18 protein-coding genes are annotated in these 23,549 nt (G+C 60.2%); 10 read left to right on the plus strand and 8 right to left on the minus strand.

What is annotated here, in order from left to right; genetic code table 11:
- Window positions 1–158: 158 nt before the first annotated feature.
- The gene (gene acnB, locus HX812_RS28220; protein WP_033898481.1) at window positions 159–2,768 is read right to left on the minus strand and encodes a bifunctional aconitate hydratase 2/2-methylisocitrate dehydratase; all 2,610 of its coding nucleotides are present in this window, start codon (window positions 2,766–2,768) and stop codon (window positions 159–161) included.
- A 397-nt stretch (window positions 2,769–3,165) separates the two neighbouring features.
- Here acnB and HX812_RS28225 point away from each other — a divergent pair, with 397 nt between their 5' ends.
- Window positions 3,166–3,636, plus strand: coding sequence for a DUF1289 domain-containing protein (locus HX812_RS28225; RefSeq protein ID WP_016979484.1), 471 nt, complete (start codon window positions 3,166–3,168; stop codon window positions 3,634–3,636).
- 3 nt (window positions 3,637–3,639) lie between these two features.
- Here the strand turns inward: HX812_RS28225 and HX812_RS28230 are convergent, their stop codons facing one another.
- A complete protein-coding gene (locus HX812_RS28230; protein ID WP_038841892.1) occupies window positions 3,640–4,503 on the minus strand; it encodes a universal stress protein in 864 nt (287 codons plus the stop codon).
- 151 nt (window positions 4,504–4,654) lie between these two features.
- Between HX812_RS28230 and HX812_RS28235 the strand changes: the two genes are divergently transcribed.
- The gene (locus tag HX812_RS28235; RefSeq protein ID WP_038841891.1) at window positions 4,655–5,257 is read left to right on the plus strand and encodes a tRNA-(ms[2]io[6]A)-hydroxylase; all 603 of its coding nucleotides are present in this window, start codon (window positions 4,655–4,657) and stop codon (window positions 5,255–5,257) included.
- On the opposite strand, the gene HX812_RS28240 is transcribed toward HX812_RS28235, so the two are convergent.
- A complete protein-coding gene (locus HX812_RS28240; RefSeq protein WP_038841889.1) occupies window positions 5,213–6,412 on the minus strand; it encodes an MFS transporter in 1,200 nt (399 codons plus the stop codon). The genes HX812_RS28235 and HX812_RS28240 overlap by 45 nt on opposite strands.
- A 157-nt stretch (window positions 6,413–6,569) precedes the next feature.
- Between HX812_RS28240 and HX812_RS28245 the strand changes: the two genes are divergently transcribed.
- Together HX812_RS28245 and HX812_RS28250 are read left to right on the plus strand one after the other, a co-directional pair.
- Window positions 6,570–7,277 carry a winged helix-turn-helix domain-containing protein gene (locus HX812_RS28245; protein ID WP_038841887.1) on the plus strand — a complete coding sequence of 236 codons (708 nt, stop codon included), beginning with the start codon at window positions 6,570–6,572 and terminating at the stop codon, window positions 7,275–7,277.
- Window positions 7,278–8,555, plus strand: a complete 1,278-nt coding sequence (locus HX812_RS28250; protein ID WP_038841886.1) for an ATP-binding protein — start codon at window positions 7,278–7,280, stop codon at window positions 8,553–8,555.
- A 9-nt stretch (window positions 8,556–8,564) separates the two neighbouring features.
- Here HX812_RS28250 and HX812_RS28255 read toward each other — a convergent pair whose 3' ends face one another.
- The 5 genes from HX812_RS28255 to HX812_RS28275 form a co-directional block, all read right to left on the minus strand.
- Window positions 8,565–12,632 carry a hypothetical protein gene (locus HX812_RS28255; RefSeq protein ID WP_038841884.1) on the minus strand — a complete coding sequence of 1,356 codons (4,068 nt, stop codon included), beginning with the start codon at window positions 12,630–12,632 and terminating at the stop codon, window positions 8,565–8,567.
- Between the two features lie 123 nt (window positions 12,633–12,755).
- Window positions 12,756–13,547: a MipA/OmpV family protein gene (locus HX812_RS28260; protein WP_080642322.1), complete on the minus strand. Its 792-nt coding sequence runs from the start codon at window positions 13,545–13,547 to the stop codon at window positions 12,756–12,758.
- A 17-nt stretch (window positions 13,548–13,564) separates the two neighbouring features.
- Window positions 13,565–15,379, minus strand: coding sequence for a serine hydrolase (locus tag HX812_RS28265; RefSeq protein ID WP_038841880.1), 1,815 nt, complete (start codon window positions 15,377–15,379; stop codon window positions 13,565–13,567).
- Between the two features lie 94 nt (window positions 15,380–15,473).
- Window positions 15,474–15,962 (minus strand): GFA family protein, encoded by a 489-nt coding sequence (locus HX812_RS28270; protein ID WP_038841877.1) that lies wholly within the window; start codon window positions 15,960–15,962, stop codon window positions 15,474–15,476.
- A 33-nt stretch (window positions 15,963–15,995) separates the two neighbouring features.
- Window positions 15,996–16,886, minus strand: coding sequence for a LysR family transcriptional regulator (locus HX812_RS28275; RefSeq protein ID WP_038841894.1), 891 nt, complete (start codon window positions 16,884–16,886; stop codon window positions 15,996–15,998).
- Window positions 16,887–17,017: 131 nt separating this feature from the next.
- Here HX812_RS28275 and HX812_RS28280 point away from each other — a divergent pair, with 131 nt between their 5' ends.
- The 6 genes from HX812_RS28280 (at window position 17,018) to dctP (ending at window position 23,511) form a co-directional block, all read left to right on the plus strand.
- Window positions 17,018–17,836 carry a MaoC family dehydratase N-terminal domain-containing protein gene (locus HX812_RS28280; protein WP_038841875.1) on the plus strand — a complete coding sequence of 273 codons (819 nt, stop codon included), beginning with the start codon at window positions 17,018–17,020 and terminating at the stop codon, window positions 17,834–17,836.
- A 28-nt stretch (window positions 17,837–17,864) separates the two neighbouring features.
- A complete protein-coding gene (locus HX812_RS28285) occupies window positions 17,865–19,028 on the plus strand; it encodes an acyl-CoA dehydrogenase family protein (RefSeq protein WP_038841872.1) in 1,164 nt (387 codons plus the stop codon).
- A gap of 10 nt (window positions 19,029–19,038) precedes the next feature.
- The gene (locus tag HX812_RS28290; RefSeq protein ID WP_038841869.1) at window positions 19,039–20,388 is read left to right on the plus strand and encodes an MmgE/PrpD family protein; all 1,350 of its coding nucleotides are present in this window, start codon (window positions 19,039–19,041) and stop codon (window positions 20,386–20,388) included.
- Window positions 20,389–20,397: 9 nt separating this feature from the next.
- Complete coding sequence (locus HX812_RS28295) at window positions 20,398–21,591, plus strand: CaiB/BaiF CoA-transferase family protein (protein ID WP_038841866.1); 1,194 nt, start codon at window positions 20,398–20,400, stop codon at window positions 21,589–21,591.
- Between the two features lie 18 nt (window positions 21,592–21,609).
- Window positions 21,610–22,425: a CoA ester lyase gene (locus tag HX812_RS28300; protein ID WP_038841863.1), complete on the plus strand. Its 816-nt coding sequence runs from the start codon at window positions 21,610–21,612 to the stop codon at window positions 22,423–22,425.
- Between the two features lie 102 nt (window positions 22,426–22,527).
- Entirely contained in the window at window positions 22,528–23,511 is a 984-nt protein-coding gene (gene dctP, locus HX812_RS28305; RefSeq protein WP_038841860.1) for a C4-dicarboxylate TRAP substrate-binding protein DctP, read from the plus strand.
- Window positions 23,512–23,549 lie beyond the last annotated feature (38 nt).

Below are 23,549 nucleotides of genomic sequence, written 5' to 3' on the forward strand. Positions count from 1 at the left end.
TGGTTACTTTGGGGCTTTTCCAAAGTGACCCGCCGTAAGGGCGGAACCCATATCAGCCGTTACCCAAATAACGGATATGTACCCAGTCCCACCCAAATCCCAGACATAAAAAAACGCCGCGTACCTCACGATACGCGGCGCCTCTTCACATCAACACTTTAGGCCTGAATCACCGGAATGTTGGCGCTAGCTGCGATCTTGCGGAACTCAGCAATCTGGTCGAAGTTCAGGTAGCGGTAAACGTCACTGGCCATGGTGTCCAGTTTCGCCGCGTAGCCCATGTACTCTTCGACGGTCGGCAGGCGACCCAGGGTAGAAGCCACTGCCGCCAGCTCGGCCGAAGCCAGGTAGACGTTAGCGCCGTCACCCAGACGGTTCGGGAAGTTACGGGTCGACGTCGACACAACGGTCGAGTTCGGCTCTACACGTGCCTGGTTACCCATGCACAGCGAGCAGCCCGGCATTTCCATGCGTGCGCCAGCCTTGCCGTAGATGCCGTAGTAGCCTTCTTCGGTCAGTTGGTGAGCGTCCATCTTGGTCGGCGGCGACAGCCACAGACGAGTTGGCAGCTGACCCTTGACCTGCTCCAGCAGCTTACCGGCCGCGCGGAAGTGACCAATGTTGGTCATGCACGAACCGATGAACACTTCGTCGATCTTCTCGCCGGCAACGCTCGACAGCAGACGGGCATCGTCCGGGTCGTTCGGTGCGCAGAGGATCGGCTCGTTGATCTCGGCCAGGTCGATCTCGATGATTTCCGCGTATTCCGCGTCGGCATCGGCCTCCATCAGCTCTGGGTTCTTGACCCAGGCTTCCATCGCTTGAGCACGACGTTCCAGGGTACGCGGGTCGCCGTAGCCTTCACCGATCATCCAGCGCAGCAGGGTGATGTTGGAGTTCAGGTACTCGGTGATCGACTCTTTCGACAGCTTGATGGTGCAACCGGCAGCCGAACGTTCAGCCGAGGCGTCGGACAGCTCGAAAGCTTGTTCCAGCGTCAGGTCGTTCAGGCCTTCGATCTCCAGGATGCGGCCGGAGAAGGCGTTCTTCTTGCCTTTCTTCTCTACGGTCAGCAGACCCGACTGGATCGCGTAGTAAGGAATGGCATGAACCAGGTCACGCAGGGTGATGCCAGGTTTCATCTTGCCTTTGAAGCGCACCAGGATCGATTCCGGCATGTCCAGTGGCATAACACCAGTGGCTGCGGCGAACGCGACCAGGCCAGAACCGGCCGGGAACGAGATGCCCATCGGGAAACGGGTGTGGGAGTCACCACCGGTACCGACGGTGTCCGGCAGCAGCATGCGGTTCAGCCAGCTGTGGATGATGCCGTCGCCTGGACGCAGCGATACACCGCCACGGGTCATGATGAAGTCAGGCAGGGTGTGGTGGGTGGTCACGTCGATCGGCTTTGGATAGGCCGCGGTGTGGCAGAACGACTGCATGACCAGATCGGTCGAGAAACCCAGGCACGCCAGGTCTTTCAGTTCGTCACGGGTCATAGGGCCGGTGGTGTCCTGGGAGCCCACGGTAGTCATCTTCGGTTCGCAGTAGGTGCCAGGACGAACGCCTTTGCCTTCTGGCAGACCGCAGGCCTTGCCGACCATCTTCTGTGCCAGGGTGAAGCCTTTGCCGGTGTCGACAGGCGCTTCTGGCAGCTTGAACAGGTCGGTTGGGCCCAGGCCCAGTTCGGCACGGGCCTTGTCGGTCAGGCCGCGACCGATGATCAACGGGATACGGCCGCCGGCGCGGACTTCGTCCAACAGGACCGGGGTCTTCATTTCGAAGGTGGTGATGACTTCGTCGGTGCCGTGTTTGCAGACTTTGCCAGCATGCGGGTACAGGTCGATCACGTCGCCCATGTTCATGTTGGTAACGTCGAATTCGATTGGCAGTGCGCCTGCATCTTCCATGGTGTTGTAGAAGATTGGAGCGATCTTGCTGCCGAAGCAGAAGCCGCCAGCGCGCTTGTTCGGCACGTACGGAACGTCGTCGCCGAAGAACCACAGCACGGAGTTGGTTGCCGATTTACGCGACGAACCGGTACCGACCACGTCGCCCACGTAGGCGATCGGGAAGCCTTGGCCGCGCATTTCTTCGATCTGCTTCATCGGGCCGGTCTTGCCTTGCTCGTCCGGTACGATGCCTTCACGGGCCATTTTCAGCATGGCCAGGGCGTGCAGCGGGATGTCAGGACGGGACCAGGCATCAGGCGCAGGGGACAGGTCGTCGGTGTTGGTTTCGCCGGTGACCTTGAACACGCGCAGGCTGATCTTGTCGGCCAGGGTAGGGCGGTTGCTGAACCACTCGCCGTCGGCCCAGGACTGGATCACGGCTTTGGCGTGTTCGTTGCCGTTCTTGGCTTTTTCAGCCACGTCGTGGAACGCGTCGAACATCAGCAGGGTGTGCTTGAGTTGGGCGGCGGCGACCGGAGCCAGAGTGGCGTCGTCCAGCAGCTCAACCAGGGTCACGATGTTGTAACCGCCTTGCATGGTGCCAAGCAGTTCAACAGCGCGTTGCTTGCTGATCAGGGGGGAAGTGGCTTCGCCCTTGGCCAGGGCAGACAGGAAACCGGCCTTGACGTAGGCAGCTTCGTCAACGCCTGGTGGAATGCGATTGGTGATCAGGTCAACGAGGAATTCTTCTTCGCCAGCCGGAGGATTTTTCAGCAGCTCGACCAGGCCTGCGGTTTGTTCGGCGTTAAGCGGCTGGGGAACGATACCCAGGGCTGCACGCTCTTCGATATGTTTGCGGTAGGCTTCAAGCACAGTTATTACCCTCATCAGTGGTCCCACGGGACGCTCATCCAGAAATGAACGGCACGCATGCGCTCGGGGGCTTTTTGGGCCGCAAAGCCAGCGCTGCCGGCATTCCTCACAGAAGCTGCTTTCAAAGTTTTACGCCTGCAGAACGGAGCTGATGAGGGTTGGCGAGGGCTCTGACCTACCGAGTCATTAACCATCGCCAACACCGTTCTGAAGGAACGACTGTGCTCGTGACGCTTTGAAAACAGCTTCCAGCGGATTATTGGCGCCTTACAAGGCCGGATGATTCTACGGCAAAAAAAATCTAAAGGTAAGTTGCCTAACCAAGTTTGCTGGGTGATCAAGCTTAGACAAAGGGCTAACATGGCGCATTGTTTCGCTGATTTGCGTGCCGTTGCCCATGTCCAACCAAACCATCAAGACCCCCTGCGTCGGCCTGTGCTCCACGGTCTACGGCGATCTCGTGTGCCGTGGCTGCAAGCGCTTCCACCACGAAGTGATCCAGTGGAACGGCTACGGCGAAGAGGAAAAACGTGCGGTCTGGCTGCGCTTGGAGCAGCTGCTGGTGCAGGTGATGGCCGGCAAACTGGAAGTTTTTGACCCCAAGACCCTGCGCGGCCAACTGGAACAGCGCAAGATCCGCTTCGTGCCGCACCAGTCCGAATACTGCTGGGCCTACCAGTTGATCGCCCGCGGGGCGCGGGTGATCAATAACCTGGAGGCCTACGGCATGGTGCTGTTGCCCGAGTTTCGCGACTGGCCGTTGCCGGACCTGCGCGACGCCATTGATCGGGAGTTCTTTATCCTGTCCGAAGCCCACTACCAGCGCTATATCGCGCCGGGGTTTCTCAAGGATGCGTTTGGCGCCTAGCAGTCAGGCTTTGGTGGCCTGTTCCACTAGGCGGTCCATCACTTCTTCTGGCTTGAGCACCAGCACATCGCTTTCCAGCGTATCCAGCACGACCTCTGCGGTGTTGCCGATCAGTGCCCCGGAAATACCCGTGCGCCCCACGGTGCCGATGATCGTGACCGCCGCCTGCAGCTTGTGGGCGAGATGCGGTATCAGCACGTCCGCCGGTCCTTCCTCGATATGTAGATGCTTGTCGTCCACGTCGAACTCCGCCTGAAACGCCCTGCATTGCTCGCGATAACGCGCCTCGATGGTTTCCTTGAGCTGAAACGTCGGGTCCGCCGCCGACAGCATCGGCGACGGATGGGCGCTGATCACATGCAACTGCGCCTTGGCCAGGTGGGCGATATCAAAGCCATGGTCAATGATCGAATTGTGCAATGAGCGGTGCTCACCGTCGGTATTGCCCACATCGATCGCCGCCAGGATCACGCCGCCAGCCCACGGTGTAGCGGTCTTGACCAGCAACACCGCCGTCGGGCAATAACGCAGCAACTTCCAGTCCGCAGGCGTCAACAGCGCCTTTTTCAATGGGCTGTCCGGGAAATGCTGCTTGATCACCAGCCCACAGCCTTCGGCCTGCTGCACGTCGATAATGGTTTCATGCAGGCTGGCATTCCACGCCTGCTCGGTGCTGACGCTGTAGCCGTCCTCTTGCAAACCGGCCTTGAGCAGAGCCAGCAGCGCCGAGTGCTCATGCTTCTTGTCGCAGACCAGCAGATGCAGGTGCGCGCCGGTGACCCCGGCGATCAGCTTGGCACGCTTGAGGGCCAGGCTTTCCGAATGCTCGGGTTCGATGACCACCAGGATGCTGCGGATGGCTTGCATGATCGGGATCTCCAAAAAGAGTGGGCCTGGAACAACTATAGTTGCTGGGTGGCGCACGTCATGTTGATGCACATCAAGGCCGGTGGCTGGTGGTCTGCGGCGGGGTCGGTATAATCGCCGGCCTTTTGTGATCCTTTTGCCCGTGAGCCCGATGAACCTGCCCGAAATCCACGAATTCCTCGGTTGCCGCACCCCTGACGCCTGGGTCCAGGCCGCGCTGGCCGATCAGGACACCCTGCTGATCGACCACAAGAACTGCGAATTCAAAGCCGCCAGCACCGCCCTCAGCCTGATCGCCAAGTACTACAGCCATGTGGACCTGATCAACATGATGTCGCGCCTGGCCCGTGAAGAACTGGTGCACCACGAACAAGTCATGCGCTTGATGAAAAAACGCAAGGTCGAGTTGCGCCAACTGAATGCTGGTCGCTACGCCTCGGGTTTGCGCAAAGTAGTGCGCACCCATGAACCGGTCAAGCTGGTGGACACGCTGGTGGTGGGCGCGTTTATCGAAGCACGCAGTTGCGAGCGTTTCGAAGCGCTGGTGCCACATTTGGACGAAGAACTCGGCAAGTTTTACTTCGGTTTGCTGAAAAGCGAAGCGCGGCACTTCCAGGGTTACCTGAAGCTGGCCTACCAGTACGGCGACGCCAAGGATGTTGCCCAGGTGATTGAGCGGGTGAGGGCGGCCGAGCAGGAGCTGATCGAATCACCCGACCTCGAGTTCCGCTTTCACAGTGGCGTGCCAGCCTGAGGCCACGGCCACGCCGATCAGCGCGGTGATCCCGGCCAGCAACAGGATCACCGCCTGCGTGCCCAGCGGTGCCGCCAACAGCGCAATTGCCAGGCCCGCCAAGGGTTGCGGCAGGTTGTTGAGTAAGGTGATCACACCTACGGTCTTGCCGAAGTCCTGCACGGGAATCACCCGCTGACGGGTGCTGCGCAGGTAGACGTTGAACATCTTGTCGAAGCCGGTGACCAGCAGGAAGCCCACGGCGTACAGCCACACGCCGGGGCTGACCGCCATGATCACCGCACCGACTGCAATCATCGAATACGACAAGCCGCCCAGCACCTTCAGCGGCAGCCCGGCCCGCGCCAGGTAAAACAGAATCCCGATGGTCACCAGGGCGCCGGCCGCCTGCAGCAGGGCATAGGTGTCCTTATCCTGTGCAAATTGGCCGGTCACCATCGCCGCAGACGTGGCCAGCGTCACGCCAATGATCAGGTTCAAACCCACGGCCAGGGTGATGATCCGCTTCAGTTCCGGCAGGCGGCGGATATGCCCGAAGGCAATCTTCAACGGCCGCAGCCAGATATCCCGGTGCTGCTCGAAGGTTTCCAGGTTGACGGTGCTGGAGCGTTGCCACAGCCGCATCGCCAGGTCGGCCAACAAGAACAGCCCGGCCACCCCGAGGACGACCCAGTGCCAGGCCCACACTTCCAGCATCAGCGCCGCCACCAGCGGCCCGAGCACCAGCCCGCTCTGGTCGGCGATCTGCGAATAGGACAGCGTCTTGGCGTAGCTGTAGTGGGGGAAGACATGGGGCATGAGCACTTCCCGCGCCATGATGCCCTGGGTAGTCAGCACGCCGCACAGCGCCGAGAGCAGTACGATCCAGACGATGCCGTCGAATACCCCGTACAAAACCACGGCCGTCACACAGGCCAATGCCCGGTAAACCTGGCTGATATGCAGGATGCGCACCGGTGCGAACTTGTCGCACACTGCGCCACACACCGGGAACGCGAGATAGCGCGGCAGCGACTCGATAAAGAACGCCAGCCCGGCCCAGGCCACGCTCTGGGTGGTCTGGAACACGATCAAGGGCACGATAAACAGTAGAATCTGGTCCGCCAGCCGCGACAGGAACAGCGAAACAAAGAACGCCAGGTAATCCTTGCGCATACAACTCCCTGTGGATGGCGTTAAAGATTGCAGGGTATTTGTTAAAAACTCTTAAAAGCATGAAGCTTCGTCGGCCAATGCTGGCCAGCTGCTTTAGTTGCCCAGCTTGCCACCTATAATGCCCGCTCTTCAATCCGTGTCTGCAAACTGAGAACTTATGGAAAACCTGGGACTGGGCAAGGTCTTGCTCGTTGAGGACGACGAAAAACTGGCAGGGCTGATTGCGCACTTTCTCGCGCAGCATGGCTTTGAGGTGCGCGTGGAGCACCGGGGCGACGAGGCCCTGGCCGCGTTCCTGGCGTTCAAGCCGAAGATCGTCGTACTCGACCTGATGCTGCCCGGCCAGAGCGGGCTGCATGTGTGTCGCGGGATTCGCACGGTGTCCGACACGCCGATCGTGATCCTCACGGCCAAGGAAGATGACCTGGACCACATCCTTGGCCTGGAGTCCGGTGCCGACGATTACGTGATCAAACCGATCAAGCCCCCTGTGTTGCTGGCACGTTTGCGTGCGTTGCAACGACGCCAGGCGCCGGAGCCGACCGTGCGCGGATCGCTGGCTTTCGGGCGGCTGGCCATCGATCGCAGTTGCCGGGTGGTCAGCCTGGGGGACGACAAGATCGACCTCACCACCATGGAGTTCGAACTGTTGTGGTTGTTGGCCAGTCATTCGGGGACGATCCTGTCCCGCGATGACATCCTCAACCGCATGCGTGGCATTGCGTTCGACGGCCTCAACCGCAGTGTCGATGTGTACATCAGCAAACTGCGCGGCAAACTCAACGATAACCCGCGCGAACCGGTGTGCATCAAGACCATCTGGGGCAAGGGCTATCTGTTCAATCCGTTCGCGTGGGAGGCCTAGATGCTGCGGCTCTATATTCGCCTGTACATCATCCTGGCGCTGGGGCTGGCGGGGGCGATCTGGCTGGTCAACTACACCTTTGATGAGCTGCTGCCCGAAGCCAATGAAACCTATAACCGCGAAGCCCTGCGCGGCCCGGCGTATGGTTTGGTCGAGCAATTGCGGCCCTTGCTCGGCGACGCCCGTCAGGCGCGCCTGAGCGAGCTGCAACCGCATTACGGTCTGCACCTCAAACTGGTGCAGCGCGATGAGTTGGCGCTGGACCCACGTGAGCAACAGTTGCTGGCGGCCGGCCAATTGGTGGTGCGGGGCGACTTCATGGAGTTCATCGCCAATATCGACGGCGGCCCTCAGTTGCTCAATATCAAGCTGCCCGACGAGCCGAAATGGCTGTACTTGTGGGCCTACAGCCTGCTGGGCTTGAGCCTGGCGATCGTGCTGTATTTCTGGGTGCGCCCGCATTGGCGCGACCTGGAGCACATCCGCCTGGCCGCCCAACGTTTCGGGGATAACGATCTCAGTTCACGTATTCTGCTGCCACGCCGTTCCACCGTGCGTTCGCTGGCCGGGCACTTCAACCAGATGGCCGAGCGTATCGAAAGCCTGATCGCCAACCAGCGCGAGCTCACCAACGCCGTGTCCCACGAGCTGCGCACGCCGATTGCGCGCCTGTCGTTCGAACTCGACCAGCTCAAGCAACAGACCGATCCACGCCAGCGTGGCGAATTGATTGCCGACATGTATGCCGACCTGGGCGAGCTGGAGGAAATGGTCTCCGAATTGCTGACCTACGCCAGCCTGGAGCGTGGCGCGACCCAGGTCACCCGCGAAAGCATCGAGGCCCACAGCTGGCTCGACAGTGTGATCGGCAGCGTGGCCCTGGAGGCTGAAGCGGCGGGCATCCAACTGTCGTTGCGTACGTGCGAGGTGGACTTTATCCAGATCGAGCCGCGCTTCATGGCGCGTGCGGTGATCAACCTGTTGCGCAACGCCATCCGTTACGCGGAGCGTCGTGTGGAGGTGTCGCTGGTCAAGTTTGGCAGTGGCTACGAAGTGCGTGTGTGTGACGACGGCCCTGGCGTACCGGAAGAAGGTCGCTCCAAAATCTTCCAACCTTTCATGCGCCTGGACGCCAGTCGGGACCGCCGCACCGGCGGCTTCGGCCTAGGCCTTGCGCTGGTGCAACGGGTATCGCAGTGGCATGGCGGCCAGGTGCAGGTGCTGGACTCGGAGTGGGGTGGGGCTTCGTTTCGGATGACGTGGGCGTATGCCGAATAGGCCCTCGGATTATCGATTGAAGTGACGCGGTCGGTAGCTGATGGTTGTGGGTTGGTAGCGTGCCGGCGAGTCGGGGGGAGCGATATTTATAAGAATTTTCTTACCGTGCAGTTTCTCTACGTGCTGGGTGATCTTTCCTATAAATTTGTCCTGTACCAATATGTCGGCGGCTTGATTGACATTTGACTGAGTTGCTTGCGGGTAGGTTTTTTGGATTTCGTTTCGCACGATGTTACGCCTATGGGTCATTTCTGTTGATCCGTGCGCTATTGATACGGTTCCCTCAAACGCCTTGACTGGCTTTTTGATTTCTTTTTGGAAAAGGCGTGCGAATGCATTGCTCCTGCCTTCTCCTGAGTGGCAAACCAGAAGGCGTACGTTATCGAAGCTGGAGGGATCCACACCTTTGCCTTTTAATAAGTTAACCAGGTCAGGCGCGTCATATAGCGTGCCGTCGATGTACACTTTTGTACCGTTTCCTTTCAGTTTGTCAGTCCAGCTCCGTTCGATGCCATGTGCAACAATGTTGAGTCGGTTGGTGCCTTTGTAAGTATCGGCAAATGTATGAATTTCCTCGTCAATCAACTTTAAGTCCCGCATGGGCCCACCCATTTGAATGACGTTGTCACGCCCTAACCCAATGTCCAGTGCGGTGCGTTTGGTTGCGTTGGACGTGCTGGGTAGTCCCGGCAATGTATCGTCGACCCAATTAGAAACCTGAGGTTTGAAGTTATCGAGTGGCTTTCCGTATAGCCGTTGGTTTACCGGGTCCACTGCAAAGTATTTTCCCGTTTTTGCATCGACTCCTGCCGGAGTCGATATCTCGGTCAGGCCTTTCTTGTAAGTGCCCTCTGCAATATCTGGACGGCGGGCCGTCTTCGGAAAATTGTACGAGCCGGTTCGCCCCGGTCCAAGCGTATTCAAGCGGTTTAACACGCTCTCGGAGGTTGAGGCCGCCACCTGTTCAAACAGTTTTTTCCCCACAGGTTTCCCTACACTGTTTGCAACGCTTCCCAGTGGTTTTACCGATCTCGCAGCCTTGCCAAATCCAGCCGTTGTCGCATACATGATGCCGTCAAATATGAGTTCCGAAGCCACTGCCAGCCAGTCTCCCTTGATTGCATTTCTGGCAAGCGAGACGAAGGGAATGGAGCCCAGCAACAGTTCCTGATTTTTCTCGAACTCATCGTCTTCCTTGTCGAATTGAGTGATGTGGCGCGTAGCGGCAACCAGTTCTTCGAGGTTCGCAGGGCCAAGGGTGTGTCTGGACAATAATTCACCGAGAAATTGGCTGCGGTCGCTGGTATACGAAGCTGGGTTAGTGAGGTGGGGGGGCGGCGTAGCTGTTAATTTGCTTTTGTCTTTTTCCTCCAGGCTGAACGTCTCAATTGCAGTGTTTGAATACCTCTCGCCGCCCAAAAAACCTGGATCCTCTTTGATCCACTGGCCTTGTGGACCCGGCTTGAAGTCGGCGCCTAAGTCTTCGCGATGTTTAATATAGTTTTGCTGTGGGCTGATTTCGTAAAATTTTACGTTGGCGCCGTGTGTCGACTTGATGATGAGTGAACGCCTGTCCTGGGCCTGTTCGGGTGTCTTGCGATCATGATTGAGCGTGGCGCCTGGTAAATAACTGGTGTGTTTAATAACCGTTCCTTCGACGTAAGGGACGAGCTCTCCGTATTCCAGCTGTTTGCGATCCTCAAGGGGAAGTTGTGCAATCAGGTGTTTGGTCCTATTGACAAGACCCTCTTCTCTGCCTTGCTTGTAATTGGCTATTGCGATTCGGTGCAGGTTATTGATGTCCGGCAACTGGCCGAGGTAGTCCGGCGCACTTCCCATTTCTGGGTTGTTTTCACGCGACCTCCATCCGCTTTCTTCAGGGTTGTTAATGTAAACATCCAGCAACGAATAGGGCCCCAAGGTGACGTGCATGGGGCCGCTGTCCAAGGCGTTTTTTTGTCGGATACTCGGGTTCGATAAAATCGCGCGCTCAAACGATACATTTGTGAAATGCTCCTTGAGTACCGCCAGTGCCATGTCTTTCTGCATTGGAAGCGGGGCGGTCAAGTCGTTGGAGACCTTTCTCAGTGATTCCATGACGCTGGCAAACGTTTCCTGTGCCTTGTTGAGCTGCTCTGGCGAGTAAGTTGCCTCTGTTGAGGCCGGTAAAATACCGTGTACCAATGCCCAGTCGATTAACGTTTCGCGCTTGGCTTCACTCAGCAGTGCAGCGTCTTCTTCCGAAACTGGGTCGATCGCCGCGTACTTGAGCACCTCGGGGAAACTCAACGAAGAACTGCTTCCGGGGCTCTTGGCTTCGATCAGCGCCACCGTTGTCTTCAGGAGGAACCAGGCCGGAGAGCCATAGGTCAGTTCAGCGGGAACGTCTTTGACCAACAGTTCGGGTGCTGCGCTCGACAGCAAGAGGTGGGCCCCGACAGGTGCCATCTCTTGTGTGCAGCGGTGACTTTCTGTCAGATGGTCAATCAGGCCTTGCTTGATGTCATTCAACGGTTTGCCGTAGAAGCGTTCATCAGCCAGATTGAACTGGGCTGTCTGATTGCGTTTGGGGGGCATCAAGGTGTTATCGGAATCCAGCCCGGCCACCATCGCACCCATGACCCAGTCTCGGCTGCTGGGGCTTTCAATTGCGCCCATCTTTTTCTGCAGGGCATTTTCCAGGGCCACGGCTTTGGGCGAGTCGAGAATATCCGCAATGACGTTGCGCGGATCAGCGAGCTCAGAACGGGTCCAGTGGAGGTGTTTAGTCAGGTAGGTAAATGCCCCGCCTCGAATCTCCAACAGTGTCTGAGCGTCAAGCCCTGGCAGGTTGAGGTTGTTATAGCGGACGTTGCTGTAGAGCTGTCTTTTTTCTTGTTGATCAAGCGGTGCCTGCCAGCCCATGGCGCCAGTGAGGTTGCCGTTGGGGAGTGCGGGTAATGGCCCTCGCCTCAGGGATTGAATCAGGTTACTTATATCGTCTTTTGTCTGAGGTACAAACCAGCCGTTGTCGACGATGAACTGCTTGAGCGTTACCTTTGATTCAGGTGTCAGTTGCTGGTCCTGAAAGTACCAAGAGGCAGGGGCGATCTTTAGCTCTGTATTTTCCAGCGTTGCCGCAATCGAGGCCTTCTCCTGGCGAACGGTTTGTTCCGGAGTGGGGCGTACCCCCAAAAAGGTCGGGTCCGTGTAGGAGGTTGCAGCGTCTGCGCCGAGCGATAGCAAGGCAGCGTCAAGACTCTTGGATAAAAGCGTTATGTTTTGAATGTCGCCCCTTTCATATCGTTGATTCTCGAGCGCCACCTCCCCACGCATTTCAAATGTGTCGGGCATTGCAGGTGTATCGAGGTGCGGGAACGCGCCAGCCTGTTTTAATTCGGTTGCCCTTTGTTGCAGTGCACTCTGGGTATCGGGAATGGTTTCTCCGTAAAAGGCCGCCACCTCTTCAATGTGTGCAGAACGTGCGGCGTGCACATCGGGTGACGATTGACCTGCCGGGGTCACGCTGACTGACGTCCTGCCGCTGCCCAGGGTGTTGGCAGCTTGCATGATCAGCGACCAGGAGGCTGGCAGCGACAGACCATCACCCAAACCGGCACCGAATGCACGTGGCAGTGAATTGGGGTTGTTCGACGCGCTGATGTTGGCGGGCGCCGAGGGGGTGGGTTTCAGGGTGGCACTGATAAAGCCTGGCTGGGAATTCCGGGAAGGGAAGATTCGCACGGGCTTGGTCAAATCAATACGATTGTCGTCAGCCCATTGTTTGAAGTCGTCACTTGCCACCAAGGTGTCGAGGTGCTGGCGCCATTGTCCAAATGTGCAGTCGCTGGGGATCGGCTCAATGCCCGTGATAGCACGGGTAAAAAGGGGTGGCGTGTTCGCTGCGCTAGACAAGGCATTGGCGTAGAGATTTTTGAGTGCTGCATCGGCCTTGAACCTGGGTGTCTCAGCAATCAGTTTTTCAAGCGCTGATGGCTCGGTTTGCAGTTGGGTCGATGCAGGAGATTCAGTGCGCTCGTGCTCATTTGAGCTGATGGACGACGCTTGTAGAGGGCGAGACAATGCTGGCACGGTCATTTGGACATTCTCAAGGGTTGGCAACAAGGCAGCAGGGAAGGAACCTGACTACTTTTTGTGTCCAACCTCTGGGAGCGGTTCATGACCGATGTGTAAATAAATACCTCTTGGTGATCCGTACAGTCAGAAGCTGTATTCCAGCACGCCCATCACCGATGTTTGCAACCGGCGCTCCACAATCGGACTTTTCCCCGCTTCATCCGCCAGGTACTGCACATCCAGCAAGGTCGAGAATTGCGTGTGCTCGCTGATTGGCAGGCTCCATACCAGGTTCATACCATTGCTGATATTGCCCGCACCCGCCTTGTAGGCTTTGAAGCGGCTACGGGCGGCTTGGTCGGTGGTCACGCCGTACCAGGTCTGCAAGTAGTCACGGTCACCAAAGTGGCTGCTGAGGCTGGCGTCGACGGAGCCGAAACGACCTTCATACAGGTTGGTGCCCAGGCTCAGTTCCAGGTGGGTGAATGCTTTGCCGCTGTCCTTGTGGTCATCTTCCTTGAGGGCATGTTCCAGCGTGGCGCCGACAATCATGCCGCCCAGGTTGTAGCTGGCACTCACACCCAACTGCGGGCGTGACTTGATTTCGCCCATGCCTTTCAGGCGTTTGGAGCCCAGGTGCATGGATTCGTTTTTGTCTTTGCGTGATCCACTGGCGCCGACATAAGCGCTGAAGCTCAAGGCATTGCCTTCGTAGCCCCAGCCCAGGCCCTTGTCGGTGTCGAGGAAAATCCCCCAGGGGCTGACGATGGCGCCGCCGAATACCGGGGCGGTCATGCGTTCGTCGCTGCCGCTGTAGCGGGGCAGGTTGGCCACGCCGGCCTTGAGGCTGTAGGTCCAGTCCTCAGCCAGTACGCTGTTGGCGCTCGCGAGCAAACACAGTGAGGTCAGGGACAGGCACAGATTTTTTGGGTTCATCAGGGTTTTCATGTCGGTTAGAAACTCAAGGGTGGATGGGTACGTTTGAAGGAGTAGCCCGAAGCGCTCAGGCCATTGATCTGGCGGCTCACCGTGTCACCCAGGCCATAGCCGTTGCCGGCGAGTACGGCATGGGCGTTGTCCACCGGCAGCAGGATGTAGTCGGTCAGCGGTTCGTCGTGCAGTTGGCCGCGAATCACCAGGAAGCCTTCTTCGAGGCGCACGCTGATGCCGCTCAATGGCGCATCGGGTTCATGGGTGTTGAGTACTTGGTAGGTGCCGACGGTGTCGGCCCAGGCCAAGGGCAGTGGCGGCGGGTCGATGCGTTCGCCGATGGGGATGCGCTGGCCATGGCTGCGCGCCGTGAGCATCTGCCGGCCTTGCACGGTGATGACGTCGAGTTGTACCTGGCCCAGTTCGCCGAGGTCCTTGAGCCAGAAACCGAAGAGTTTCTTCTGGGCGCGCAGCCAGCCTTGATCGTCACGCAACAGTTCGAAGTTGAAGCCGGCGAGTTCGCCGCGCAGCCTCTGGTCATCATCTTTGATCCGGAACACGCCCCAGGCGGTGGCGTAGAACCCGGCCAGGCGCTGGCGGTCGATGGCGGCCGGCACCTGGCGCAGCTTGAGCCCATGACGGGGTGCCTGGCAGTCATCGCTGCATACCTGTTCGCCGGTTTGCGCCTGAAGCATCAGGCGCAAGGCGTCCGTGGCCAGTGTGGCGACCAGGTCTTCGGCATTGCTGTCGTTGGCCATAATGATTACGGCCAATTGATGGTCCGGCAGCAGGGTCAACTGTGCGGCGAAATCATCGCCACCCCCACTGTGCTGGTAGGTGCGCACCCCAGGGCCGATCGGCTCGTCACCGCAGGGGGCCAGGAACCACGCCAGGCCGATCTGGCAATCGAAGTCCAGGGCATTGCCGGTGTTTTGCTGGGTGAACATTTCATCGATGGAGCGGCTGGCCATCACCCGATTGCCCTTGTAGAGGCCTTCGGCAAACAGCATCTGCACGTAATGGCTGAGGTCCCTGGGGCTGGCCCACAAACCGCCGGCGGCGATGTCGCGCAGTTGCGCATCGGTGCTGGCGACGCCTTCCTCGTAGCCCTGGGCGCGATAGCCGACTTGCGCGGCGGTCCCGACAAAGCTCGCGCGTTCCATCTCCAGCGGTTTGAGCAGACTATGTTGCAGCTGGGCTTCAAACTCCTTGCCGCTGCTGCGCTCGATGGCCGCACCCACCAGCGCATAACCCAGGTTGGAGTAGGCCACTTGCGTGCCGGGTGGGGTGCTCAGCCAGACGCCGGACAGGCGCATCGGCATCTGCCCCATGGCGTAGCTGTTGCGCAGGTCGCGCAGGTGTTCACTGGGTAAGCCGGACTGATGGCTGAGCAGGCGACGCAAGGTGATGTCGTGGTCGGCGGCCTGCTGGTCGGCGTGGAAACGCGAGCGTACATAGAACTCGCGCAGGGTTTGCTGGATCGGTGCGTCCAGCGCCAGTCGCTGTTGTTCAACCAGTTGCAGGGCCGCGCTGGCGGTGAGCAGCTTGGAGATTGCGCCGGCCCGGAAGGCGGTGTTTGGCGTCACCGGCAAGCCCTTGGCTTTGTCGGCCATGCCGAACCCGCGAGTCCAGATCAACTCCTGGCCGTTGACCAGTGCAATCGACAGGCCCGGAATGTTGTCCTGGGCCATGTCCCGCGGGATCCGGGTTTGCAGGTAACGGATGATCGCGCTGTAGTCGCCCTTAGGAATTGACGGCGGGACAGGTGACTGCCCCTGGCAGCCGATACTGCCCAACAAGCATCCGAGCAACGGAAGACCGCGCAATGTGCGAAGCATGACGAGCACCCGATAGGTGGTTTGGAGGCTCGAATGCTAGGGCCGCGGTGCCCGAGGGTCTTTGACAGCTTTGTCGATAAACTGTCAAAGACTGTTAACGGGCCACGCCGTGACGCTCATGCCATTGAGCGATCGACTCATCGGGGTACTCATCGAACTGCAGGTCGCCCTTGCGTAGCGTGACCTCTACCCAGGGCGCCTTGGACCCCAGCATCAAGTGCGTATGCTCCGGTGGCACCGGCAATGGCGTGTCGATAGCCGAGGCAAATGGATGGATCAGCTCGGGCCATTCCGGGCTGAACACCCACAGCGCGCTGCCGCATTGCGAGCAGAAGTGCCGCTCGGCCGTACTCGCATGGGCACGGCTGGCGCCTTCGGGCTTGAGCTTGGCGTGGTAGATCGAAATGAATTTGCGCCCACGTACCTTCAGGCTGGCGGTATCACCGGCCAGGTTGATCGCATAACCGCCACCGCCCTGGGTCTTGCGGCAGATCGAGCAGTAGCAACGCTGGTAAGGGTAGGGGTGGGCACTGGCGAGGCTGAACGTGACGGCGCCGCAATGGCAGGATCCTTCAAGCTGCATGGGGAGTCTCCTTTGGCAAGGTGACTGCTCAGCTTAGGCGCTATCGGGCATCAACGTGGCAATCAACGCACGAATGGTGCCGGGCAACGCCTCCAGCTCCCGCACCAGGATACTGCGCTCGCGAATCGCCCAGGGTTCGTCCAGCTTCACCGCGACCAATTGCATGGTGCGGCTGTGACGCACGGCGGCCGACTCCGGAATGATGCCAATCCCCACACCGGCCTCGACCATCCGGCAGATCGCCTCGAAGCTCGACACCTGGATACGCAGCGACAAATGTTTGCCCAGCCGCTCGACGTGCTCGCGCAGGAAACTCAGCAAGGTGCTGCCTTCGTGCAGGCCGATATGCTGATAGGCGAGGGTCTGTTCCAGCGTGACCGAGGGTTGTTCCGCCAAGGGGTGGCCGACCGGCACCATCAACACCAACTCATCGGTGCTGAAATGCAGCACTTGCAAGCCCGAGGCTTCCACCGGCCCGGCGATGATGCCCATGTCGCTGGTGCCATCCAGCACGCCGCGCACGATGTCGCGGGAGAGTCGTTCCTGCAGGTCGACGGTCACGCCGGGACGTTGTGACAAGAAGCCCGCCAGCACCTCCGGCAAGAACTCGGTGACGGCCGTGGTGTTGGCAAAGATGCGGATATGCCCGGCCGAATCCACACCGTATTGGGTGAATTCGCTCTTGAGGTAATCCACCTGACGCATGATCAACCGCGCATGGTGCAGCAAACGCTCACCGGCCGGGGTGATCTCCACGCCACGGCTGTCGCGGTACAGCAGGCGGGTGTCGAGTTGCCCTTCGAGCGCCTTGATCCTTGCGCTGGCTGCGGCCGGCGAGAGGAACGCGCGCTTGGCGCCCTGGGTCAGGCTGGGGGATTCGGCGATGTGGATAAACAGGCGCAGGTCGGCTAGATCGAAGTGCATGCAAGGCTCCCGGTACAGGATGGCGGCGTTCAGCATAACCGAACGCCGGTTTATTGAAATGCAAATTCTCAGAACGGCGATAGGCTTGCATGATCCGGGGCAGACACTCACTGCCCGAGGACCTGCACCCGATGAGCGCCACCGATTGGATCGGCCGAAGCGAAACCGCCCACGACCACCTCAGCCATAACCTGCTCAAGCGTATTGCCGCCACCTTCGGTGAAGAAGTGCCCGAAGACGGCGCGGACATCCCGCCGCTGTGGCAGTGGTGTTTCTTCCAAGACCCGCTGCCGGAAACCGCGCTAGGCAGCGACGGCCACCCGGCCCGCGGAGGTTTCCTGCCGCCGGCCGACAACCGCAACCGCATGTGGGCCGGTGGGCGCATCGAGTTCCTGCAGGCACTGCGGGCCGGTGAGGCGGCGACCCGCGTGTCGACCATTACCCAAGTCGAAGAGAAAACCGGTCGCACCGGTTCGCTGCTGTTTGTCACCGTGCGCCACGACTATTCCCAGGACGGTCGCCTGGCGATCCGTGAGGAACAGGACATCGTCTACCGCGAACTCACACCGCCCAAATCCGGCAGCGGTGATGCGCTGGAGCAGGGCGAATGGTCTGAGGCCGTCGATCCCACGCCAACCCTGTTGTTTCGCTACAGCGCCGTGACCTTCAACGGGCATCGCATTCACTACGACTACCCCTATGTCACCGGCACCGAAGGTTATTCAGGCCTGGTGGTGCATGGGCCGCTGATCGCCACCCTGAGCCTGCGCGCATTCTGCCGCGCCAACCCTGGCGCCACCTTGCGCCGTTTTGCCTATCGCGGCGTGCGCCCGTTGATTGCGCCGCAGCCGTTTGAAGTGGGCGGCCGCGTGACCGAAACCGGTGTGGCGCAGCTGTGGGCCGGCAATGCCCAAGGGCTGGCGCAGCAAGCCAGCGTGCATTTCGAATAATCCAAGAACAACAGGCGGAGAGCCGTTAATGAACCCCAATGACAATGAAGAACTCAATGCCATCCGCGAAGGCGTGCGCGCTTTGTGCGCCGAATTCGATGCCGCGTACTGGCGCAGGATTGATGAGGAAAAAGGCTTCCCCGAAGCCTTCGTCAAGGCGTTGACCGACGCCGGCTGGCTGTCGGCGATGATCCCCGAAGAGTACGGCGGCTCCGGCCTGGGCCTGGCGGAAGCCTCTGTGATCCTTGAAGAAGTGAACCGCTGCGGCGGCAACTCCGGCACCGTGCATGGCCAGATGTACAACATGTTCACCCTGTTGCGGCACGGCAGTGAAGCCCAGAAACGCTTCTACCTGCCCAAGCTCGCCAGCGGCGAATTGCGCCTGCAATCCATGGGCGTGACCGAGCCCACCACCGGCACCGACACCACCAAGATCAAGACCACCGCGATTCAGCGAGGCGACAAGTACGTGATCAACGGCCAGAAAGTGTGGATCTCGCGGATCCAGCATTCCGACCTGATGATCCTGCTGGCGCGCACCACGCCTTTGGCCGAAGTGAAGAAAAAATCCGAAGGTATGTCGATCTTCCTGGTGGATCTGCGCGAAGCCATCGGCAACGGCCTGACCGTGCAGCCCATCGCCAATATGGTCAACCACGAAACCAACGAGCTGTTCTTCGACAACCTGGAGTTGCCCCTGGACAGCCTGATCGGTGAAGAGGGCAAGGGCTTCAAGTACATCCTCGACGGCCTCAACGCCGAGCGCACGCTGATCGCCGCCGAGTGTATCGGTGATGGCCGCTGGTTTATCGAAAAGGCCAGTGCTTACGCTCGCGATCGCGTGGTGTTTGGCCGGCCCATCGGGCAGAACCAGGGCGTGCAGTTCCCGATTGCCGAAGCGCATATCGAGATCGAGGCGGCCGACTTGATGCGTTGGCGTGCCTGCGAGGAATACGACAGCGGCGCCAATGCCGGCGCCAGTGCCAACATGGCCAAGTACCTGGCGGCCAAGGCGTCCTGGGAGGCGGCCAACGCCTGCCTGCAAACCCACGGCGGTTTTGGCTTTGCCTGCGAATACGACGTGGAGCGCAAATTCCGCGAGACGCGCCTGTACCAGGTGGCGCCGATCTCCACCAACCTGATCCTGTCCTACGTGGCCGAGCATCTGCTCGAACTGCCACGCAGCTTCTGAGGGCCTGACCATGAGCCATACCCAAGCCTTGTGTCGGTTCCTCGCCGAGCTGAACTACGCGCAACTGCCGGAAGACGTGCTGGCGCGCACCGAAGATTTGTATCTGGACTGGCTGGCCTCGGCGCTGGCAAGCCAGGGCGCGCACCCGATTCCATTGTTCGAGCATTATGCGCAGAAAATGGGCCCCAGCAGCGGTCCGGCGCAGGTGATCGTCAATGGCGGCAGCACCAGCGCGTATTTCGCCGCGCTGGTCAACGCGGCTTCATCCCATCTGGTCGAGCAGGACGACCTGCACAACAGCTCCGTGCTGCACCCGGCGACCGTGGTATTTCCAGCAGCGCTGGCGGCCGCCCAGGACCTCGGCAAATCCGGCCGCGATTTGCTGCTGGCGTCGGTAGCCGGTTATGAAGCGGGTATCCGCATCGGCGAATTCATGGGCCGTTCCCACTACCGTATCTTTCACACCACGGCCACCGTCGGCACGTTGGCGGCGGCGGTAGCTGTAGGCAAGTTGCTGGATTTCAACGAAGAACAATTCATCAACCTGCTCGGCAGCGCGGGCACCCAGGCGGCCGGGTTGTGGGAGTTCCTGCGCGATGCCGCCGATTCCAAGCAACTGCACACGGCGAAAGCGGCGGCGGACGGCTTGCTCGCCGCTTACCTCACGGCGGACGGCCTGACCGGCGCGCGCAATATTCTGGAGGGCGATCAAGGTCTGGCGGCCGGTATGTCCCGTGATGCCGAGCCAGCCAAGTTGTCCGCCGACCTGGGTAGCCGCTGGGCGTTGCTGGAAACCTCGTTCAAGTTCCACGCCTCATGCCGCCACACCCATCCGGCCGCCGATGCGCTGTTGGATTTGATGCAACGCGAAGGCCTGCACGCCGAACAGATCGCCCACGTGGAAACACACGTGCACCAAGGCGCCATCGATGTACTGGGCCGGGTGAAAGTACCGACCAGCGTGCACCAGGCCAAGTTCTCCATGGGCACCGTGCTGGGCCTGATTGCCGTGCATGGCAAGGCCGGGCTCACCGAGTTCCATGAGCTGGCGTTGACCGATCCAGCGGTCTCAGCCTTTCGCGACAAGGTCAGCATGACCCTCGACCCCGACGTCGACGGTGCTTACCCGCAACGCTGGCTCGGTCGCGTCACCGTCACCACGCTGGATGGCCGCACGCTGCACGGCGCCATCGACGAGCCCAAGGGCGATCCGGGCAACACCCTGAGCCGTGCGGAGCTGGCCGACAAATTCCAGCGTCTCAGCCAGTTCAGCAACGCCCGCACACCGGCCGAGGCCAATGCCCTGATCGACAAGGTCTGGGACCTGCGCAATGCCGCATCCATGGCCGACTGGCTTTGAGGAACTGTCATGACTAACCCAAGACCGCTGGACGGTATCACCGTTGTCAGCCTGGAACACGCGATTGCCGCGCCATTCTGCACCCGTCAACTGGCCGACCTGGGCGCCCGCGTGATCAAGATCGAACGCCCCGGCGCAGGCGACTTTGCCCGTGGCTATGATGAACGTGTGCGTGGCCTGGCTTCGCATTTTGTGTGGACCAACCGCTCCAAAGAAAGCCTGACCCTGGACCTCAAGCAGGACGAGGCGGGCACTATTCTCGAGACCTTGTTGGCTGACGCCGACGTACTGGTACAGAACCTCGCACCCGGCGCCGCCGCGCGCATGGGCTTGTCGTTCGAGGCGCTGCATGCGCGCTTCCCACGCCTGATCGTCTGCGATATTTCCGGCTATGGCGAAGGCGGGCCGTACGAAAAGAAAAAGGCCTATGACCTGCTGATCCAGAGCGAAGGCGGCTTTCTCTCCGTCACCGGCGGGCCTGGCGACGACCAGATGGCCAAGGCCGGTTGTTCCATCGCGGACATCTCGGCGGGCATGTACGCCTACAGCGGCATCCTCTCGGCGCTGCTGTTGCGCGGCAAGACGGGGAAGGGCAGCCGCATCGATGTGAGCATGCTGGAAAGCCTGGTGGAATGGATGGGCTACCCGATGTACTACGCGTTCGACGGCGCACCGCAGCCGCCGCGTGCCGGGGCGGCGCACTCGACGATCTATCCCTATGGACCGTTTCCCACCGGCGACGGCGGCACGGTAATGCTCGGCCTGCAGAATGAACGCGAATGGGCGGCGTTCTGCGACAAGGTGCTGCTCACCCCGGCATTGGCGACTGACGAGCGTTTCTGCGCCAACTTCAAGCGCTCGGCCAACCGCGACGTACTGCGCCAGATCATCGTGGACAGCTTTGCGCAGTTGGATGCCGAGGCGGTGATCCAGCGCCTGGAAGACGCGCAGATCGCCAGCGCCCGGGTCAACGACATGCAAGGCGTGTGGGATCACCCGCAGCTCAAGGCCCGTGACAGTTGGCGCGAAGTCGACAGCCCGGCCGGTGCGTTGCCATCGCTGTTGCCGCCGGCACGCAATGCTGCGTTTACCCCGCGCATGGACGCTGTTCCAGGTTTGGGGCAGCACAGCCAAGGCATTCTCGAAGGGCTCGGTTACGCCGCAGACGCCATCGACGGCCTGCGTACGCGCGGTGTTATCTAATAATAAGGAATTCAACAAATGCCTAAGCCCTTGGTTCGTTCGGCGTTGTTTGTACCCGGTAGCCGACCGGAGCGATTTTCCAAAGCCTTGGCCTGCGGTGCCGACGCGGTGATCGTGGATTTTGAGGATGCGGTGGAAGAGCCGCTCAAGCGCCAGGCGCGGGATAACCTTGGAGCGTTTTTGACCGCCAACCCCGCCGCCCAGGTGTGGGTGCGGATCAACGCGCCGGAACATGCCGAGCACTTTGAGGATGTGGCGTTCTGCAAGGCCCATCCGAATGTGGCAGGCGTGCTGTTGCCGAAGGTCGAAAGCGCAGCCCAGGTCGCCGTGGTGGCGGCCACCGGCAAAGTCATCTGGCCGATCATCGAGAGTGCGCGGGGGTTGCTGGCGGTGGCCGAGATCGCCCATGCACCTCAGGTAGATCGCCTGTCGTTCGGCGGGTTGGACCTGGCGCTGGACTTGAACCTGAGCAGCCATTCCCCGGCCGCGCAGTTCGCCCTGGACCAGGCGCGCCTGGCGTTGATTGTGCATTCCCGCGCAGCTGGCCTGGTCGCACCGCTGGACGGCGTGCACCCGGCCATCGACGATCCCGAAGGCTTGCGTCGCTCGATTCGGCATGCCTACGAGATGGGGTTTGCCGGGGCGCTGTGTATCCACCCCAAGCAGGTGGCGGTGATTCACCAGGCCCTGGCGCCAAGCGCCGAAGACCTGGCTTGGGCCCAGCGCGTAGTGGATGCCGGGGCCCATGGGGCAGGGGCGTATCAGATCGATGGGCAGATGGTGGATGCGCCGGTGTTGCTGCGCGCGCAACGGCTGCTGGCGGCTCAGATCTAGCGTTCGCCCAGACCGAACGCAGGTATCAAAAAATCGAAATTCACTACACGCGTGACATCAGGCACCTTGCCCTACAACACAACAATAAGAAGGTGATTTCCCATGCTCAAGCTTTCCCGGGCGCTGCTGTGCGCCGCCACCTTGTTTGCCGCGGGCCTGGCCCAGGCGGCGGACCCGATTGTCATCAAGTTCGCCCACGTGGTTGCCGAAAACACCCCCAAAGGCCAGGGCGCGTTGCTGTTCAAGAAACTCGCAGAAGAACGCCTGCCCGGTAAGGTCAAGGTCGAGGTGTACCCGAACTCGTCGCTGTTCGGCGATGGCAAGGAAATGGAAGCACTGCTGCTGGGCGACGTGCAGATGCTCGCGCCGTCCCTGGCCAAGTTCGAGCAGTACACCAAGCAAGTGCAGATCTATGACCTGCCGTTCCTGTTCAACGACCTGGCTGCGGTCGACCGTTTCCAGGCCGCCCAGGGCAAGGAATTGCTGACCTCCATGCAGGACAAGAACATCCTCGGCCTGGCCTATTGGCACAACGGCCTCAAGCAACTCTCGTCGAACAAGGCGCTGCATGAGCCCAAGGACGCCCGTGGCCTGAAATTCCGCGTGCAAGCGTCGAGCGTGCTGGAAGAGCAGTTCAAGGCGATCCGCGCCAACCCGCGCAAGATGAGTTTTGCCGAGGTGTATCAAGGCTTGCAGACCGGCACCGTAAATGGCACCGAGAACACTTGGTCGAACTATGAAAGCCAGAAGGTCAACGAGGTGCAGAAGTACTTCACCGAGTCCAACCATGGCCTGATCGACTACATGGTGATCACCAACGCCAAGTTCTGGAATGGCCTGCCACCGGATGTCCGCAGCACGCTGGAGCAGATCATGGTCGAGGTCACCGTCGAGGTGAACAAGCAGGCCGAAGCGCTGAACCAGTCGGCCAAGCAGAAGATCGTCGATTCCAAGACCAGTGAAATCATCGAACTGACGCCGGAGCAACGCCAGCTGTGGCGCGAAGCCATGCGCCCGGTGTGGCAGAAGTTCGAGGGTGAGATTGGGGCTGACCTGATCAAGGCGGCGGACGCGTCCAACCAGTAAGCGCGGGTGGTACCGAGCGCCAATGTGGGAGCGGGCTT

Origin of the sequence: Pseudomonas sp. IPO3749 (genome assembly GCF_013386605.1) — a bacterium.
Classification (GTDB): domain Bacteria; phylum Pseudomonadota; class Gammaproteobacteria; order Pseudomonadales; family Pseudomonadaceae; genus Aquipseudomonas; species Aquipseudomonas azotoformans_A.

Excerpts from the sequence above, each read along its gene's own strand:
- HX812_RS28225 (WP_016979484.1), top strand. The coding sequence starts at position 3,166 with ATGTCCAACCAAACCATCAAGACCCCCTGCGTCGGCCTGTGCTCCACG.
- HX812_RS28230 (WP_038841892.1), bottom strand. The coding sequence starts at position 4,503 with ATGCAAGCCATCCGCAGCATCCTGGTGGTCATCGAACCCGAGCATTCG.
- HX812_RS28235 (WP_038841891.1), top strand. The coding sequence starts at position 4,655 with ATGAACCTGCCCGAAATCCACGAATTCCTCGGTTGCCGCACCCCTGAC.
- HX812_RS28240 (WP_038841889.1), bottom strand. The coding sequence starts at position 6,412 with ATGCGCAAGGATTACCTGGCGTTCTTTGTTTCGCTGTTCCTGTCGCGG.
- HX812_RS28245 (WP_038841887.1), top strand. The coding sequence starts at position 6,570 with ATGGAAAACCTGGGACTGGGCAAGGTCTTGCTCGTTGAGGACGACGAA.
- HX812_RS28250 (WP_038841886.1), top strand. The coding sequence starts at position 7,278 with ATGCTGCGGCTCTATATTCGCCTGTACATCATCCTGGCGCTGGGGCTG.
- HX812_RS28255 (WP_038841884.1), bottom strand. The coding sequence starts at position 12,632 with ATGACCGTGCCAGCATTGTCTCGCCCTCTACAAGCGTCGTCCATCAGC.
- HX812_RS28260 (WP_080642322.1), bottom strand. The coding sequence starts at position 13,547 with ATGAACCCAAAAAATCTGTGCCTGTCCCTGACCTCACTGTGTTTGCTC.
- HX812_RS28265 (WP_038841880.1), bottom strand. The coding sequence starts at position 15,379 with ATGCTTCGCACATTGCGCGGTCTTCCGTTGCTCGGATGCTTGTTGGGC.
- HX812_RS28270 (WP_038841877.1), bottom strand. The coding sequence starts at position 15,962 with ATGCAGCTTGAAGGATCCTGCCATTGCGGCGCCGTCACGTTCAGCCTC.
- HX812_RS28275 (WP_038841894.1), bottom strand. The coding sequence starts at position 16,886 with ATGCACTTCGATCTAGCCGACCTGCGCCTGTTTATCCACATCGCCGAA.
- HX812_RS28280 (WP_038841875.1), top strand. The coding sequence starts at position 17,018 with ATGAGCGCCACCGATTGGATCGGCCGAAGCGAAACCGCCCACGACCAC.
- HX812_RS28285 (WP_038841872.1), top strand. The coding sequence starts at position 17,865 with ATGAACCCCAATGACAATGAAGAACTCAATGCCATCCGCGAAGGCGTG.
- HX812_RS28290 (WP_038841869.1), top strand. The coding sequence starts at position 19,039 with ATGAGCCATACCCAAGCCTTGTGTCGGTTCCTCGCCGAGCTGAACTAC.
- HX812_RS28295 (WP_038841866.1), top strand. The coding sequence starts at position 20,398 with ATGACTAACCCAAGACCGCTGGACGGTATCACCGTTGTCAGCCTGGAA.
- HX812_RS28300 (WP_038841863.1), top strand. The coding sequence starts at position 21,610 with ATGCCTAAGCCCTTGGTTCGTTCGGCGTTGTTTGTACCCGGTAGCCGA.
- dctP (WP_038841860.1), top strand. The coding sequence starts at position 22,528 with ATGCTCAAGCTTTCCCGGGCGCTGCTGTGCGCCGCCACCTTGTTTGCC.